Origin of the sequence: Hymenobacter citatus, assembly GCF_014333615.1 — a bacterium.
GTDB lineage: Bacteria > Bacteroidota > Bacteroidia > Cytophagales > Hymenobacteraceae > Hymenobacter > Hymenobacter citatus.
Genome location: NZ_JACSCY010000007.1, coordinates 42,380 through 57,588, shown reverse-complemented (window position 1 = coordinate 57,588; position 15,209 = coordinate 42,380). Strand labels below are relative to the sequence as shown.

12 protein-coding genes are annotated in these 15,209 nt (G+C 56.6%); 6 read left to right on the top strand and 6 right to left on the bottom strand.

Annotated elements, in window-relative coordinates; all coding sequences use genetic code 11:
* Window positions 1–7: 7 nt before the first annotated feature.
* Window positions 8–367, bottom strand: a complete 360-nt coding sequence (locus H8B15_RS10825; protein ID WP_187319705.1) for a hypothetical protein — start codon at window positions 365–367, stop codon at window positions 8–10.
* A gap of 102 nt (window positions 368–469) precedes the next feature.
* On the opposite strand from H8B15_RS10825, the gene H8B15_RS10820 reads away from it, so the two are divergent.
* Together H8B15_RS10820 and H8B15_RS10815 are read left to right on the top strand one after the other, a co-directional pair.
* On the top strand, window positions 470–1,003 hold the full coding sequence (locus tag H8B15_RS10820) for a hypothetical protein (protein WP_187319704.1): 534 nt from the start codon (window positions 470–472) through the stop codon (window positions 1,001–1,003).
* Window positions 1,004–1,267: 264 nt separating this feature from the next.
* Window positions 1,268–1,855: a hypothetical protein gene (locus H8B15_RS10815; RefSeq protein WP_187319703.1), complete on the top strand. Its 588-nt coding sequence runs from the start codon at window positions 1,268–1,270 to the stop codon at window positions 1,853–1,855.
* A gap of 338 nt (window positions 1,856–2,193) precedes the next feature.
* Here the strand turns inward: H8B15_RS10815 and H8B15_RS10810 are convergent, their stop codons facing one another.
* Entirely contained in the window at window positions 2,194–4,383 is a 2,190-nt protein-coding gene (locus tag H8B15_RS10810) for a glutamine synthetase III family protein (protein WP_187319702.1), read from the bottom strand.
* 391 nt (window positions 4,384–4,774) lie between these two features.
* Between H8B15_RS10810 and H8B15_RS21275 the strand changes: the two genes are divergently transcribed.
* From H8B15_RS21275 to H8B15_RS10795, 3 genes are all read left to right on the top strand, one after another.
* Window positions 4,775–6,631: a sulfatase-like hydrolase/transferase gene (locus H8B15_RS21275; RefSeq protein WP_187319701.1), complete on the top strand. Its 1,857-nt coding sequence runs from the start codon at window positions 4,775–4,777 to the stop codon at window positions 6,629–6,631.
* Window positions 6,632–6,742: 111 nt separating this feature from the next.
* The gene (gene mtaB / locus H8B15_RS10800) at window positions 6,743–8,080 is read left to right on the top strand and encodes a tRNA (N(6)-L-threonylcarbamoyladenosine(37)-C(2))-methylthiotransferase MtaB (protein ID WP_187319700.1); all 1,338 of its coding nucleotides are present in this window, start codon (window positions 6,743–6,745) and stop codon (window positions 8,078–8,080) included.
* A gap of 179 nt (window positions 8,081–8,259) precedes the next feature.
* The gene (locus tag H8B15_RS10795; protein WP_187319699.1) at window positions 8,260–9,309 is read left to right on the top strand and encodes an aldo/keto reductase; all 1,050 of its coding nucleotides are present in this window, start codon (window positions 8,260–8,262) and stop codon (window positions 9,307–9,309) included.
* A 142-nt stretch (window positions 9,310–9,451) separates the two neighbouring features.
* Here the strand turns inward: H8B15_RS10795 and H8B15_RS10790 are convergent, their stop codons facing one another.
* The 4 genes from H8B15_RS10790 to H8B15_RS10775 form a co-directional block, all read right to left on the bottom strand.
* Complete coding sequence (locus H8B15_RS10790; protein WP_187319698.1) at window positions 9,452–10,369, bottom strand: helix-turn-helix domain-containing protein; 918 nt, start codon at window positions 10,367–10,369, stop codon at window positions 9,452–9,454.
* Between the two features lie 116 nt (window positions 10,370–10,485).
* Window positions 10,486–11,481 (bottom strand): aldo/keto reductase, encoded by a 996-nt coding sequence (locus H8B15_RS10785; RefSeq protein ID WP_187319697.1) that lies wholly within the window; start codon window positions 11,479–11,481, stop codon window positions 10,486–10,488.
* 180 nt (window positions 11,482–11,661) lie between these two features.
* Window positions 11,662–12,123, bottom strand: coding sequence for a hypothetical protein (locus H8B15_RS10780; RefSeq protein WP_187319843.1), 462 nt, complete (start codon window positions 12,121–12,123; stop codon window positions 11,662–11,664).
* Between the two features lie 351 nt (window positions 12,124–12,474).
* Window positions 12,475–13,713 (bottom strand): ABC transporter permease, encoded by a 1,239-nt coding sequence (locus tag H8B15_RS10775; protein ID WP_187319696.1) that lies wholly within the window; start codon window positions 13,711–13,713, stop codon window positions 12,475–12,477.
* Between the two features lie 181 nt (window positions 13,714–13,894).
* Between H8B15_RS10775 and H8B15_RS10770 the strand changes: the two genes are divergently transcribed.
* Window positions 13,895–15,169: an asparagine synthetase B gene (locus tag H8B15_RS10770; protein WP_187319831.1), complete on the top strand. Its 1,275-nt coding sequence runs from the start codon at window positions 13,895–13,897 to the stop codon at window positions 15,167–15,169.
* Window positions 15,170–15,209: the final 40 nt, after the last annotated feature.

Sequence of the window (15,209 nt, the reverse complement as noted above, 5' to 3'; positions counted from 1 at the left end):
AAAGCAATTACGGGCGCGTGAGTTGTAGTTCCATTCCGGACAGGAAATACAGGTTCAGGCGGCTTTCCTGCCCGTCGGGCGAGCGGCGCATGCGCGTGATCAAGGCGCGGGTATCTTCCTGCGGCAGCGTCAGTTGCAGGTAGGGGCGCTGCAGCAAATCGTCGCGCTGCACAGCCCACGAGCCGGTTTTATCCTGCTGCGGGGCCTCTACCCTCAGCAGCCCTGGCCACAGCAGAAAGCGCGTAGCCAGAGCCAGTGCACTGTCGGGTGCCGTGCGATTCAGCACCCGGTCTGCTACCCGCCACTCGCCTGCCAGATATTCGTCAGGCAGTTGCTGTAAATCGATATCCAGGAGAAAAGCGGGCATAAATGGAAAAACGCACTACGTAAGAATCTACAAAAATAGCAGCTTCCCGGCAGCTTTGCTACGTACAAAGACAACTTCTTCCCTCCTGTTTTTTTGTTTCCTATGAATACCTCTGCTTTGTTGCCCCGCCTCCTGCAAGCTGCCAAATCTACGGGCTTGGCAGCCTGGCAAACGGGCCAGCTTTTCCGGCGGGCCGTAGCTACAGCGCTTACGGCAGTGCACGATGTACTACAGGCAGAAATTCAGAAAGGCAATATGCAGCTGGTCAGCGACTTTGTTACCAGCAAAGCGCTTCCGGCCGCACGGGCGCTGCTGCTGGAACGCATGGCAGCGCGGGTGCTGGTACGCCTGGGGCTACGGGGCGCATTAGCTTCCAACGTAGTAGGCTGGGTGCTACCCCTGGTGCTGGAGCAGTTGGTACAGGCTGGCCATAAAACCGGCTTTTTCAATAAAGTACAAAGCAACACCACTATTCTCGACGCGCTCAGTCGCCTCGATGAACTCAAACAGACCGTGTGGAAGCGCCTAGTACCCGATGCTGGTACCGGGGCCGAGGTGTTACCCGACGATACGCCCACGCCACTGTTGCTGCCACAACATGTATCCGCCCCTCCAGCGCCAGCTAGCCAAACGTAGCTGCCAGACACGTTTCTCTGAGACACTACTAGTTACTGCTGGCCGGTAGGTGGTTCTGCATTCCACTGCACGGGGGAGTCTTATCTCGCTTTCGTGCTATCCATAGCTGTTATTGTATAACCCCAATTAGAGAATAGGACTTTATTCGCCGTGAAGGTGCATTTGGCTTGTGTTTTGAGTGAATTTACTCGAATGGGTTGTACTTGCCCGCTATGAGTAGCCACAACCTTACCTGCCATCTCGCTACCTTACCTGTTCTCAGCTATGCCCCGCACGTTACTTTCTACCCTTTTGCTTGGCACCTTTCTCTTCGCCTGCCCCACGGTACAAGCGCAGCAACAACCTACCGATGCATTCTCTACTGCTCCCACTGCCGACGGTTTGCAGCAGTTAGACCGCACGTATGGGTTCCGGGATGTCACGTTCGAGACGCCCGTCTCAGCCCTTCGAAATCTGGTGCTGGTGGATGCCACCGGCCACACCAAAATCTACCGCCGCACAACCGACTCATACCAGCTTGGGCAGGCACAGGCCGCCAGCATTCTCTACTATTTTTACAAAGGCAAGCTTATTACGGTACGTCTCACCACTCAGGGCGATGCCAATAGTCGGGGTATGCTAGCGGCTTTCTCTGATCTGTACGGTCCCGGCTATCAGGCCAACGACCACGTAGAGAAACATGTTTGGCAGGGCAAAAAAGCGTATCTGGGTTATGAACAGAATACACTAACCAACAATGCCACCGTCTATATATGGAGCAATGCTCTGGTGGAACAGCGGCGCAGAGAGGAGTTGCAGGCTGCTCCTAAAGCCACTCCATCCCGACCCGCACCAAAAACGTCACGTCGATAGCCCGGTTTTCCGCTAATTTCATTCCTGTCATTTGCTTCATTCCTCCCTTTATGCATCGTAACGAATGGAAACCAGAGCACACCGGTTTATCCAAAAACCATTGGCAATTGGTGTTCATAGGTTTCATCCTGCTTCTATTTAGCCTAATAGCTTTGCTCTGTACTCCCTGACTGTTTCTCTGGCACTACGCCAACGGCCTTTCCTACTTCTGAGCAGGAAAGGCTTTTTTTGTATTTAAAAAGGCACAAAAAAAAGGCGCCCCACCCGGAACGCCCTTTTCGAAACCAAAACCGAAGAAAATTCCCACCCAACTTCGGTTTGGTTCTGTGCTGCTGATACTAGTGCCGGAACAACAGTTCACGGTACTTTACCAGCGGCCAGTCCTCATCGGCCACCATCAGCTCCAGCTTGTCGGTAGAGCGGCGGATGGTGTCGAAATGTGCTTTCACCGTATCGCAGTAGGCAATAGCCCGTGCGTGCGTGTCTTCCAGCTTGTTGGCTACTTTGCGGCTGTTGGTCATGGCATCCACCTCGGTTTTGATGGTGCTGATGTGGCGCGAAATAGCTTTGATGGTGTCTACCGTCACCTGCGAGTGCTCGTCGTCGAGGCCCAGTTCGCGCAGGCCGCGCACGTTCTCGATGAGTTTGGTTTGGTAGGCTACTGCCGTCGGAATGATGTGGTTGATAGCCAAGTCACCCATCGTACGGCCTTCAATCTGAATCTTCTTGATGTACTCCTCCAATAGAATCTCGTGGCGGGCGTGTAGCTCTACCGTCGAGAAGATACCGTGACGAACGAACAAGGCTTCGGCGTCGGCGCTTACTAGAGCGTCCAGCGCCTGGGGCGTGGTGCGCACATTGGGCAGGCCGCGGCGGGCCGCTTCCTCTTCCCACTCCTGCGAGTACCCGTTGCCTTCAAAGCGAATGTCTTTCGACGAGATTACGTACTCGCGCAGCACGTCAACAATGGCTACTTCTTTCTTCTTGCCTTGCTCAATCAGCTCATCTACCGACTTTTTGAACTCGATTAGCTGGTCGGCTACCACAGCGTTGAGGGTAGTCATGGCCGAGGAGCAGTTGGCTGAAGAACCCACTGCCCGCAGCTCAAACTTGTTGCCGGTGAAGGCAAAAGGCGATGTACGGTTACGGTCGGTATTGTCGAGCAGGATGGCTGGAATCTTGTCGATGCCCAGCTTCAGGTAGATGTTGTCTCCTTTGTCGAGCGGTACTTTGGCCGTGCGCTCCAACTCATCGAGTACCGAGTCCAGCATCGAGCCTACGAATACCGACATAATGGCCGGTGGGGCTTCGTTGGCACCCAGGCGGTGGTCGTTGCTGGCCGAGGCAATGCTGGCGCGCAGCAGCGCACCGTGGGTGTGTACCGCTTTGATTACGTTGATAAAGAACGTCAGGAATTGCAGGTTTTCCTTGGGTTTGCGGCCGGGTGCGAGCAGGTTAACGCCCGTATCGGTGCTCATTGCCCAGTTGTTGTGCTTGCCTGAACCGTTTACCCCAGCAAACGGCTTCTCGTGCAGAAGCACTTTTAGGTCATGCTTTTCGGCTACCCGGTCCATGATATCCATCAGGAGCTGGTTGTGGTCGACGGCCAGGTTAGCATCCTCGAAGGTAGGGGCGCACTCAAACTGATTGGGCGCTACTTCGTTGTGGCGGGTACGCAATGGAATACCCAGCTTATTTGCTTCCTCTTCGAAGTCCAGCATGAAGGCGTGCACCCGGCTCGGGATAGAGCCAAAGTAGTGGTCTTCGAGCTGCTGACCTTTGGCCGGAGCGTGACCGAATAGTGTGCGGCCAGTCAGCACTAGGTCGGGGCGGGCATTAAACAGCGCCTTATCTACCAGAAAGTATTCCTGCTCGATACCCAGCGTGGTATTTACACGCTGTACATCCTTGTCAAAATACTGGCAAACATCAACAGCGGCTTTTTCTAGGGCAGCCAGCGACTTCAGCAGCGGGGCTTTGTAGTCGAGTGCCTCGCCGGTGTAGGCTACGAAAATGGTAGGGATGCAGAGCGTTTTGGCGCCAGCGGTTTCGATGATGAAGGCGGGCGAGGTAGGGTCCCATGCGGTATAGCCACGGGCCTCAAACGTATTGCGGATGCCGCCATTGGGAAACGACGACGCATCGGGCTCCTGCTGTACCAGCGCCGAGCCTTTAAAATTCTCAATTGGCCGTCCGTCGGAGTTCAGATCGAAAAACGAATCGTGCTTCTCGGCAGTGGAACCCGTGAGTGGCTGAAACCAGTGCGTGTAGTGCGTAGCACCCTTAGCCATGGCCCAGGTCTTCATAGCCGCTGCTACCGCATCGGCCACGGAGCGCTCTACGGCAGCCCCCTGCTTGATGGCATTCTGAAGCTTCTTGAAATACTCGCCGGGCATGTTTGCCCGCATCGCATCCAGATTAAAGACGTTTTTACCGAAATTATCGGAGCGGCGCTCAGCGGAAGTGAAGACCGGCAGCGGCTGACGCGTGTCAGCTAATTCAAGGGCTTTGAAACGAAGAATGGCCATGTAAAAAATTAAACAGGATACGTTTGGCAGATGACGGGTGGTGTTAGCAAAGGTAAAGCAGCATTTTTTTAAATACCAAACCTGTATACCCTTATTTTTTTACCCCCTTTTCAGAAAAAACTGTCCTTTATTTGAAGTACACCCTGAAAAAGCACCCTACCTATCAACTAAAACGTTTGAAAAATGAAGTGCCTTTCAACATATATATTTTTTGATATTATACAGAAAACGTTTGCGGTCATATTGTAGGGTACTACTGTTCCACTACGACTAGCTAGCCTCATCCATTAAGCCTTGTCAATCAAGTATGTCTGTCTGCCTTTGTAGGCATCACGATCTGTACTTCTGGCCATGTGTCAGTATCCTGCGCTTGACCCGCTACTTTTGTGCTGTGAATACTACTCGCTTTGCTTTCCAAGCCCGTTATTTTCTGTTCTGGCTGCTTTTTTTCGTTGTTACTAAGCTTCTCTTTCTGCTCTATCAGTGGAGTGATACTACTTCACTGCCTCTAAGTATCATTGCTCAGGTTTTTGGGTATGGTTTGCGGCTAGATGCCTCGGCCACGGCGTATGTGTGTCTCCTACCCTTTGCGCTGCTCACGCTGGGCAGCCTGGTAGGCCCTGCTTTTCCGCAGGAACGTCTTGTGCGTGGCTTCTCGGCGGTGGCGGGTATCGTCCTTTCGTTCTTGTCGGTGGCCGATCTGGCCTTATATAGAGCCTGGGGGTTTCGGCTCGACGCTACACCACTACAGTACCTAGACACCCCCGGCGAAATGGCCGCCTCGGCCGCCTCGGCCCCCTTGCTGCTGCTAACGGCACTATTTGTGGCCCTACTTGTGGTGGGCTGGCTCTTATATAAAGGATTGGTAGGCCGACTGGCTCCCCTACCCCTACACGTTGGCCGGGGCCGGGCCGGGCTGATTGGCCTATTATATATGCTGCTGCTGATAGTGCCGCTGCGGGGCGGCGTGCAGCAGATTCCGATCAACCAAAGCGACGTGTATTTCGCGCCGCAGCTATTTGCCAATCATGCGGCCGTGAATGTGCCCTGGAACGTGATGAACTCGCTGTTCCTGCAAAACGCTGGGCCCAATCCGTACCACTTCATGCCCGACACTACGGCTGCTCGGCTGGTTGCGGCGCTGTACCGGCCAGCCGCTACTCCGTTGCCGACGCCTACCCTGCTGCGCACGCCGCGACCCAATGTGTTGTTTATTATTCTGGAAAGTTTTACGGCCAAGCTAGTGGGTAGCCTGGGTGGTGAGGCCGGCGTGACGCCTACTCTGGATAGCCTGAGCCGCACGGGCGTACGGTTCAGCCACATCTATGCGGCCGGCGACCGGAGTCAGAAGGGTTTGGTAGCACTGCTTAGCGGCTATCCTAATCAGCCCACCACTAGCATTATTAAGTATCCGCGCAAAACCGAGCGGCTGCCCCAGCTAGTGGGCACCCTTCGGGCGGCGGGGTACTCATCGCACTATTATTATGGCGGTGAGCTAGCCTTTGCCAACATGAAGAGCTACTTGGTAGCCGGCGGCTACGATGCTCTGACGGAGCGCGCCGACTTTAAACCTGCAGAGCAGAATTCGAAGTGGGGCGCCCACGACCACGTGCTGTTTCAGCGCATCCTCACCGATTTAGAGCGCCAGCGGCAACCGTTCTTTGTAACGGCTTTCACACTCAGCAGCCACGAGCCGTTTGATGTGCCCATGCGCCCGCGCTTTCCCGGCACCAAGGAGGCCAGCCTGTTCCGCAACTCCGTGTATTACACCGACCACGTGCTGGGCCAGTTTCTGCACGCGGCCCGCCAGCAGCCGTGGTGGAACAATACGCTGGTGGTGCTGGTAGCCGACCACGGCCACCCCCAACCCGGCAACACCCCCAACTACGCCCCAAAGAAGTTTCATATTCCGTTGGTAATAACAGGCGGTGCCCTTCTCCCCGCCGCGCAAGGACGCACTATCGACGTAATAGGCTCGCAGACGGACGTAGCCGCAACGTTGCTGGGCCAACTAGGGCTATCAGCGGCGCCCTACTCCTTCAGCCGCGACCTGCTGCGCCCGGCGGCGCGCTCTTTCGCATTCTATTGCTTCACCGACGGCTTTGGCCTGCTCACTCCGCAGAATATGGTGCTGTATGACAACGTGGGCCGCCGCGTGATTCACAAAACGCCCGGCACAACGGCTTCGCAGGTGCAGTTGGGGCAGGCCTACGAGCAGGTGTCGTTCGAGGATTTTTTGCGCAAATGAGATTTGTCGTTCCGAACCCAGCCAGGAATCTGAGTAGTCGTTGTTTACTTAGATTCCTCGTTGCGTTCAGAATGACAGGACGGCGACTCTTCGTATCTTTGCGGCTTGCTTATGGAAACCAGAAAAGTTGCCTTTTACACGCTGGGCTGCAAGCTCAATTTCTCCGAGACTTCCGCTATTGGACGCCAGTTTGAGGAGTACGGCTTCGAGAAAGTAGCCTTTGAGGATGCGGCCGATATTTACGTTATCAATACCTGCTCGGTCACGGACCACGCCGACCGCAAGTGCCGCAAGGTGGTAAAGGAAGCCCTCAAGCATAACCCCGAGGCGTTCGTAACCATCGTGGGCTGCTACGCGCAGCTCAAGCCCCAGGAAATTGCCGAGATTCCTGGCGTGCACGCCGTGCTGGGCGCCGCCGAGAAGTTTCGGCTGGTAGAAACGCTGGCCGGTTTTGAGAAGCCCGCCGCCGGACCAGGACGTGTGTATGCGTCGCCCATCAGCGAGGCTACGGAGTTTCACGCGGCCCACAGCTTCGGCGACCGGACGCGCACGTTTCTGAAAGTGCAGGACGGCTGCGACTACTCCTGCTCCTTCTGCACCATTCCGCTGGCGCGCGGCCACAGCCGCTCCGACTCGGTGCAGAGCGTGGTAGAGCGCGTGCAAAAGCTGGCTGCTACCGGCGTGAAGGAAATTGTGCTAACGGGCGTGAACCTGGGCGACTTTGGCCTGCAAGGCCCGGAGCGCGAGCGGCGCGAAAATTTCTACGACTTGGTGCGGGCCTTGGACGAGGTAGCGGGCATCAACTGCTTCCGCATCAGCTCTTGCGAGCCCAACCTGCTCAGCGACGAGATTATCCGGTTTGTGGCGCAGTCGAAGCGGTTTGCGCCGCATTTTCACATTCCGCTGCAATCGGGCTCCAACAAGATTCTGGGCCTGATGCGCCGCCGTTACCGCCGCGAGCTGTATCAGGAGCGCGTGCGCCTGATCAAGGAAGTGATGCCCCACGCCTGCATCGGGGTGGACGTGATTGTGGGCTTCCCCGGCGAGACGGAGGCCGACTTCCTCGACACCTATCAGTTTCTGAATGAGCTGGACGTGAGCTACCTGCACGTATTTCCGTACTCGGAGCGGGCCAACACACTGGCGCCTACCCTCCCCGGCCGGGTACAGGACCGCACCCGCCACGAGCGCACCACGCAGCTGCGCAGCCTGTCGGAAAAGAAAAAGCGTTTCTTCTACGAGCAGCATGTGGGCCAGGAAGCCGAAGTGCTGTTTGAGGATGACGTAACCAACGGACAAATGGAGGGCTTCACGCCCAACTACATCCGCGTAACGGCCAAGTACGACCCCTTACTGGTGGGCGAGCTGAAGCGCCTGCGTCTTAGCACCGTAACCGCACACAACCTAATGGAAGTGGAGGAATTGGGACTAGAGGTTTTTCAGCATTAGCTTATTCAATTTTTTGAAACGCGGCAAAGCGCGGGGTCATTGGCAACTACTGCCGTGGTTCTGCACTTTGCCGCGTTTTGTATAGTAAAAGCAACGCTTTGTGTTACGTCAACGGTGGGCCACACCTCGACCTTTGTAGCACGCTAATCGTTATAGATCAGCACCCCATTACTACCTCTATGCATCTCACTGATTTTCGTACGCTGGGCCGCTCTGGCCTGTTGGTTAGTCCGCTTACCTTGGGCACCATGACGTTTGGTACGCCGCGCTGGGGCTCCTCCGATGAGGTATCGCGGGCTGTTTTTGATGCGTATGTAGAGGCTGGTGGCAATTCTATTGATACGGCCAACGTGTATGCCAAAGGTCGCAGCGAAGAACTGGTAGGCAGCTACATAGCCGAGCGCGGCCTGCGCGACCAGGTGGTACTGGCCACTAAATTTGCCTTCAATACCACGCCCGGAAACCCGCACGCGGGTGGCAACGGCCGCAAAAACATCTACCAGGCCCTGGAGGCCTCGTTGCGCCGCCTGCAAACTGACTACATCGACCTGTACTGGCTGCACGTGTGGGACATGGTGACGCCCGTGGAAGAAGTGCTGCAAACGCTGGGTGACCTGGTGCGCGCCGGCAAAATCCGCTATTTCGGCTTTTCCGATGTTCCGGCCTGGTACGCTGCCAAAGCGGCCACCCTGGCGCAGGCGCACGCCATGCCCGCCCCCATTGCCATGCAGCTGGAATATTCGCTTGTAGAGCGTCATATCGAACAAGAGCACGTGCCCGCCGCCCGCGAGTGCGGCCTAGGCATCCTACCCTGGAGCCCGCTGGCGGCTGGGTTTCTGGCAGGCAACTATCAGCGCAACGACGCTGGCACGACGGGCGAAGGCCGGTTAAGCGGCAGCAATCCGTTTGGTGATTCCAAGTTTACGGACCACAACTGGCGCGTGCTCGACGCCCTGCGGGCAGTGGCAGCGCAGGCCGGCCGGCCCTTGGCTCAAATAGCCCTGGCCTGGGCTTCGGCGCAACCCGGCATTACGTCGCTGATTCTGGGTGCCAGCAAGCCGGAGCAGTTGCGTAGCAATGTGGCTTCACTGGACATCACGCTCACCCCCCATCAACTCCAACAGTTAGACGAAGCCAGCGCCCTACCCCCGGCTTTTCCCTACGGTATCTTCACCCCAGCCGTAAACAAGAGCGTTTTCGGTGGCAACGCTGTACAGGGCTGGCAATAGCTTTGCCCTAGTATAGTATTGTCACCATCACTGCATAACCATTTGAGTTAGCTAAAGAAGCTGTTGAGGAAGTCTGAAATTCGAAAGGAAGCGTCATGCTGAGCTTGTCGAAGCATTTCTACCGCTTCGTTGAATGCCTACCCTACTGCACCGAAAAACGGAATTCGGCGGGTGTCAGGCCAGTTTTGCTTTTGAACAGCCGGCTGAAATACTGCGGATACTCAAAGCCCAGCTGAAAGGCTGTTTCGTTGATAGTCAGCGAGGTGGACAGCAGCAGGCGTTTAGCTTTTTCGATTAGGGCCTGATGTATATGCTGCTGGGTGCTCTGCCCCGTGAGGGTGCGGAGCATGTCGCTGAGGTAGGCCGGCGACACGTGCAGAGCATCGGCGAAGAACTGTACAGTAGGCAGCGGCTGCTCGCCGTCATCCTGGGCAAAGTAGGCGGTCAGCAACTCTTCGAAGCGGCTGAGCAGGTCGTGCTCGGCAGTGCGGCGGGTAAGGAACTGCCGGTGGTAGAAGCGGTTGGCGTAGCTCAGCAGCACATCGAGCTGCGACACCAGCACGTCCTGACTAAAGGCGTCGATGGGCTGTTCACATTCCCGCCGTATTCCGTTAATCAGCCCAGCTAGTGCGCTTTCCTCATGGGCTGCAAGGTGCAGAGCCTCGTGCACCTGGTAGGAGAAAAAGCCGTAGTTGGTGATTTTCTTCCCCAACGGATACTTCGCCAGCAGATCGGGATGAAAAACCAGCATCCAGCCACTCAACTCTGAAATATCCAGCCCGTCGTTGCCTTCGCAGAGCTGGCCGGGCGCGTAGAATCCCAGCATACCATTGCTGAAATCGTAGCTCTGCCGGCCGTACTGCATCTGGCCGCGCAGGTTTTTCTTCAGGGCAATGATGTAGAGCTGCCGCAGCGCCGGCATGGTAGGCGGCGTGAGGTGGCGGTTTTTCTCTAAGTCGATGACCGTCAGCAACGGGTGCACGGGCTCGGGAAAGCCAAAGTGCTGCGTAAAGTCCGATACGGAGGCAAGCAATTGAAATTCTTTCGCTGATGGCTTCATATTCTGGCTTGAAGTGGAAGCGGTGTATGGGTAGAAATACAGCTGCTTTGGCATTGTAGTAATGCCAAAGCAGTTGCAATGTTTCGTTGCGGGCGCACCTTGCCCGCTTTTCTGGTTTACAGCCCTTCCGGGTAGGCGGCGCCGGCCGTACTACCCACGGGCATAATGGCTTCTAGTTCGGCCAGTTCTTGCTGCGTCAGCACGATGCTGGCGGCGGCCACGTTCTGCTCCAGGTACTTGCGGCGCTTGGTGCCGGGAATGACGACCACCTCCTGCGCCAGCACCCAGGCCAGGGCGAGCTGTGCCGCCGTAACGCCTTTCGCCTGGGCCAGCGTTTGCAGCTTTTCCACCAGCGCCACATTCTTGTAGAAGTTTTCGCCCTGGTAGCGCGGGAAGAAACGGCGCGAATCGTTGGGCTCAAAGTCGTCGGGCGTTTTGATGTCGCCGGATAAAAAGCCCCTACCCAACGGCGAGTAGGCCACGAAGCCAACGCCTAGCTGCCGGGCCGCCTGCAACGTGCCCTTTTCCTCCACGCCGCGGTCGAAGAGTGAGTACTCCGTTTGCAGGGCCGTGATGGGATGCACTTGGTGCGCCCGGTGCAGCTCGTCGGCGGATACTTCGCTTAGCCCCAGATAGCGCACTTTACCTTCCTCCACCAGCCGGCTCATGGCCCCTACCGTTTCCTCAAGGGGCGTGTTGGGGTCGACGCGGTGCAGGTAATAGAGGTCCACGTAGTCAGTGCCAAGGTTGCGCAAGGAACGCTCGATGGACTTGCGCACGTACTCGGGGCGGCCGTTATAGCCGCCGGTCCAGTTTTCCTGGTCGTCTACCTCGAAGCCGAACTTGGTAGCCACGATGTACTTCTCGCGCTGGCCGGCCAGAGCTTTGCTGATCAGCCGTTCGTTGAGCATGGGACCGTATAGGTCGGCGGTGTCCAGCATGTTCACGCCCAGCTCCAGGGCGCGGTGCAGGGTAGCCAAGCTTTCCTGCTCGTCGGCTTCACCGTACACGCTCATGCCGTTGATGCCGCCCGTCATGCCCATGCAGCCCAATCCTTCGACGGGCACTTCCAGTCCCTGGCTGCCCAGGGCTACTTGTTTGATACTGCTCATGATGCTGTTATACCTATTTGTTGAACTATCTTTTTGCTCAACAAAGGTCAGGTGTCGACCAGCCTCCAGGCGTATACAAACTGCGGGGAATGCTACACAAAACGCAGCATCGCCTTACGCTTCAAAAAAAAAGCACCGGCAGATGCCAGTGCTTTATAACAGCTTAAGTGGGTAGCAACCTTAGCTAAGTTGCCGCTGCATCAATTCCATCATTTGTTGCATCATGCGTTGCTGCTCCTGCAAATGCTGGTTGCGCATTTCAGCCATAGCTAATTGATGCGCCATTTGTTGCGTGTAGAGGGCCGTTTGCCAGCTAGCATCGGACGCAGCGGGAGCAGCCACAACAGGCGCTGGCGTTGGGGGTAGCGAGGCAATTGGCGCCGCTGGGGCCGGAGTTACCGGCTTGGGGGCTGCTGGTGCAGGCGTTGGCGCTTGTGCTACCGGCTCGGGGGCCACCGGGGCCGGCGCCGGTGTTGGCGTGGCGGGGGTAGGCGCTACGGGCGCCGGATTGGGTAGTTCTTCTACGGGTGCTGGTGCGGTAGCAGCTACCGGAGGAGTGGCTACAAGCTGCGCTGCTTCGGCGGGAGCCACCATGGTGGCAAACATAGTACCTTCTCCCTGCATCAGCCAGTCTTTTGACACCGCTGGATACGTTTCAAATATCTTACACAAAAGGTCAAATCCTGGCTTATTACGTTCGTCTACAAGGTGTTGGATGACCGTTGCCGTTTTATCCAATGACATTGCAAAAGCATTTTTGGAGATACCCAATTGTGCTATCAACTGACTGATTCGTTGCCCTACCGTGCTGCCTGTGGCCATATATGCTACCTTCTGTGGAAGCACAAATATATACTTGTTTTTACATATCCATAATAACAACATTTGTATATTCTTCTTGCACGCAGAGTTAAGGGCGTTAAAAAAGGGAGTTGAAAAGAGTTTCCATGAACTCCTTTCAACTCCCCTGATTCCGTGCGAAAGCCTAAATGGTTACTCGTAGCGAAGTGACTCAATAGGGTCGAGCCGGGCGGCTTTGCTGGCGGGGTAGTAACCCGAGGCCAACCCCACGCTCACACAAATGAGCAGGCCCAGCATAATCCAGAGCCAAGGCACCAGAAAGCCGCCGCCGCCCACAAATAGCATCACGCCATTGCCCATGGCCACACCCAGCGCCACGCCCAATGCTCCTCCCAGCAGACAAATCACAATGGCCTCCATCAGAAACTGCTGCCGGATCTGGCGGGAGGTAGCGCCCAATGCCTTGCGAATACCAATTTCGCGAGTACGCTCCGTCACCGACACCATCATGATATTCATAAGGGCAATGCTGGCCCCAAGCAGCGTGATAAATCCTACCAGAAAGCCCCCAATGCGAATGTTGCCCGACAGCTCATCGAGTTTAGAGGCCAGCGAGTCGCTACGCTCTACCTCAAAAGAATCGGGTTGGCCCAAGGCATCGTGGCGCACGGCGCGCATGGTGCCGGTGGCCAAGCCCGTGAGGTAGGTGAGGTTGTTGGGGTCGGGGGTAGCGGTTTTGATTTCGTAGTTCAGGGCTTGCTGGCGCGGCATCTGGTTGCCGGTTTCCAACGGAATCAGTACGGTGCGGTCGGCGCCACCGCCGCCCATGGTGCTGCCACTTTTTTCCAGCTGACCAACTACCAAGAAGCGGCGTCCCATCAGGTATACATAGTGTCCTATCGGGCTCTGGCTTGGGAATAGTTTATCCTTAATTTCCTGGCCCACAATGGCCACGTTGGCGCCGCTTTCCAGCTCAGACGCTGAGAAGGTACGGCCGGCCAGCAGGTTAAAGCTCTGGATCAACAGGTAGTTGTCGTCGCCGGCCACTACGCGCATGTTGGGGTTGGTCTTCTCGCTACCCGCCTTCACTTCCACTGCTCCCGAAATAAAGGCCGAGATGCCCACCCTCCCCTCGTCGCCGATCTGTTGCTTGTATTGGCGGGCCTGCAAATAGTTGATAACCGGGTAGACTTTCTCCTGCACGCCCCCGCGCCGGGAGCGGTTGTTATATCCTTTCGCACTGATTTCAAATGAGTTAGCCCCCAGGCTGGCAAATGTCTGGCTCAACGAGAACTTCATGGCGTCGATGGCCGTCAGAATGCCAACCAGCGCCATGATACCAATGCTCACGATGAGCGCCGTGAGGATGGTGCGCAACAGGTTACTCCGGATGGAACGGAACGCCTCCTTTATGTTTTCTAAAAAGTGCATGGCAAAACGTGGTGCAGCTACCCGGCAACGCGCTGGATAGTGGGTAGTGCAAGGTAGGCGCTTTCAGCACAACTCCCGCCCCGTTTCGCTACATTTGTTTAGATGCGATACGGGCTTTTATCTCGTTTTTTGGGCTGAGCGCGTTGTTCTTTTTTCGCGGTTTTTAGTTGTTGAAGCTATGATGTTGAAGCGTTTTTCTCCTCTTCTGCTGCTGGTCGCTCTCTGGGTAGGCGCGCCCGTGGCGGCCTGGGCCAACCATATTCTCATCCCCATGGATGAGGCGCAGAAAGAGCACCTGAAGGCCTACGGCATTGCCTACTGGCTGCTGGGCAAGCAGGTGGAAGTGGACTGGCTCCTGAACTACCGGGGCGGGGCCTTTGCCTTCGACGCGGTGGCCGGCGCCGAAAACGAGCTGGCCGTGCGCGGCGTCACCTACCAGGTGATTTCGGAGGCGCAGTACACGGGCGTACTCAGCCAGATTGCCGACCCTAACGCCAACATGGACATCATGAAGCTGGAGAAGGTACCCAAAATTGCGGTGTACACGCCCAAAGGCAAGCAGCCCTGGGACGATGCCGTGACGCTGGTGCTGGCCTACGCCGAAATTCCCTACACCCAGATTTACGACGACGAAGTGCTGCGCGGCGACCTGCCCAAGTACGACTGGCTGCACATCCACCACGAAGACTTTACGGGCGAGTACGGCAAATTCTACCGCAACTACCGCTTCCGGCCCTGGTACCAGCAGCAGCAGCGCGACTCCGAAGCCGCGGCCAAGCGCAACGGCTTTGCCAAGGTGAGCGAGATGAAAGGCGCCGTGGTGACCAAAATGCAGGCCTTTATTGCCGGTGGCGGCTTCATGTTTGCCATGTGCGGCGCCACCGACACCTACGACATTGCCCTGGCCGGCCTGGGCGTAGACATGGTGGAAAGCATGTACGACGGCGACCCGGCCGATCCGCAGGCCCAAAGCAAGCTCAACTTCAACCGCACGCTGGCCTTCCAGAACTTCCAGATCGTGCGCGACCCATACGAGTACGAATTCTCCAACATCGACATGCAGCCCGCCGAGCGGGGCGTGTACGAGGGAAACGACTACTTCCAGCTGTTCACGTTTTCGGCCAAGTACGACCCCGTGCCCACCATGCTCACGCAGGACCACGAGAAGGTGATAAAAGGCTTTATGGGTCAGACCACCGCGTTTCGCAAGTCGCTCATCAAGCCCGACGTGGTGATAATGGGCGAAAACAAGGCCTCCGGCGAGGTGCGCTACATGCACGGCACGCTGGGCAAAGGCACCTGGACGTTCTACGGCGGCCACGACCCCGAGGACTACCAGCACATGGTAGAGGAAGAGCCTACCGACCTGTCCCTGCACCCCAACTCTCCCGGCTACCGCCTGATTCTCAACAACGTACTCTTCCCCGCGGCCAAGAAGAAGAAGCAGAAAACCTAGGCCGTTATTGGAAATATCATCTGTCATCCTGAGTGCAGCG

Bases quoted from the DNA above. Each gene is read 5' to 3' on its own strand.
- H8B15_RS10815 (WP_187319703.1), top strand. From the start codon at position 1,268: ATGCCCCGCACGTTACTTTCTACCCTTTTGCTTGGCACCTTTCTCTTC.
- H8B15_RS10825 (WP_187319705.1), bottom strand. From the start codon at position 367: ATGCCCGCTTTTCTCCTGGATATCGATTTACAGCAACTGCCTGACGAA.
- H8B15_RS10770 (WP_187319831.1), top strand. From the start codon at position 13,895: ATGTTGAAGCGTTTTTCTCCTCTTCTGCTGCTGGTCGCTCTCTGGGTA.
- H8B15_RS10820 (WP_187319704.1), top strand. From the start codon at position 470: ATGAATACCTCTGCTTTGTTGCCCCGCCTCCTGCAAGCTGCCAAATCT.
- H8B15_RS10790 (WP_187319698.1), bottom strand. From the start codon at position 10,369: ATGAAGCCATCAGCGAAAGAATTTCAATTGCTTGCCTCCGTATCGGAC.
- H8B15_RS10795 (WP_187319699.1), top strand. From the start codon at position 8,260: ATGCATCTCACTGATTTTCGTACGCTGGGCCGCTCTGGCCTGTTGGTT.
- H8B15_RS10810 (WP_187319702.1), bottom strand. From the start codon at position 4,383: ATGGCCATTCTTCGTTTCAAAGCCCTTGAATTAGCTGACACGCGTCAG.
- mtaB (WP_187319700.1), top strand. From the start codon at position 6,743: ATGGAAACCAGAAAAGTTGCCTTTTACACGCTGGGCTGCAAGCTCAAT.
- H8B15_RS10775 (WP_187319696.1), bottom strand. From the start codon at position 13,713: ATGCACTTTTTAGAAAACATAAAGGAGGCGTTCCGTTCCATCCGGAGT.
- H8B15_RS10785 (WP_187319697.1), bottom strand. From the start codon at position 11,481: ATGAGCAGTATCAAACAAGTAGCCCTGGGCAGCCAGGGACTGGAAGTG.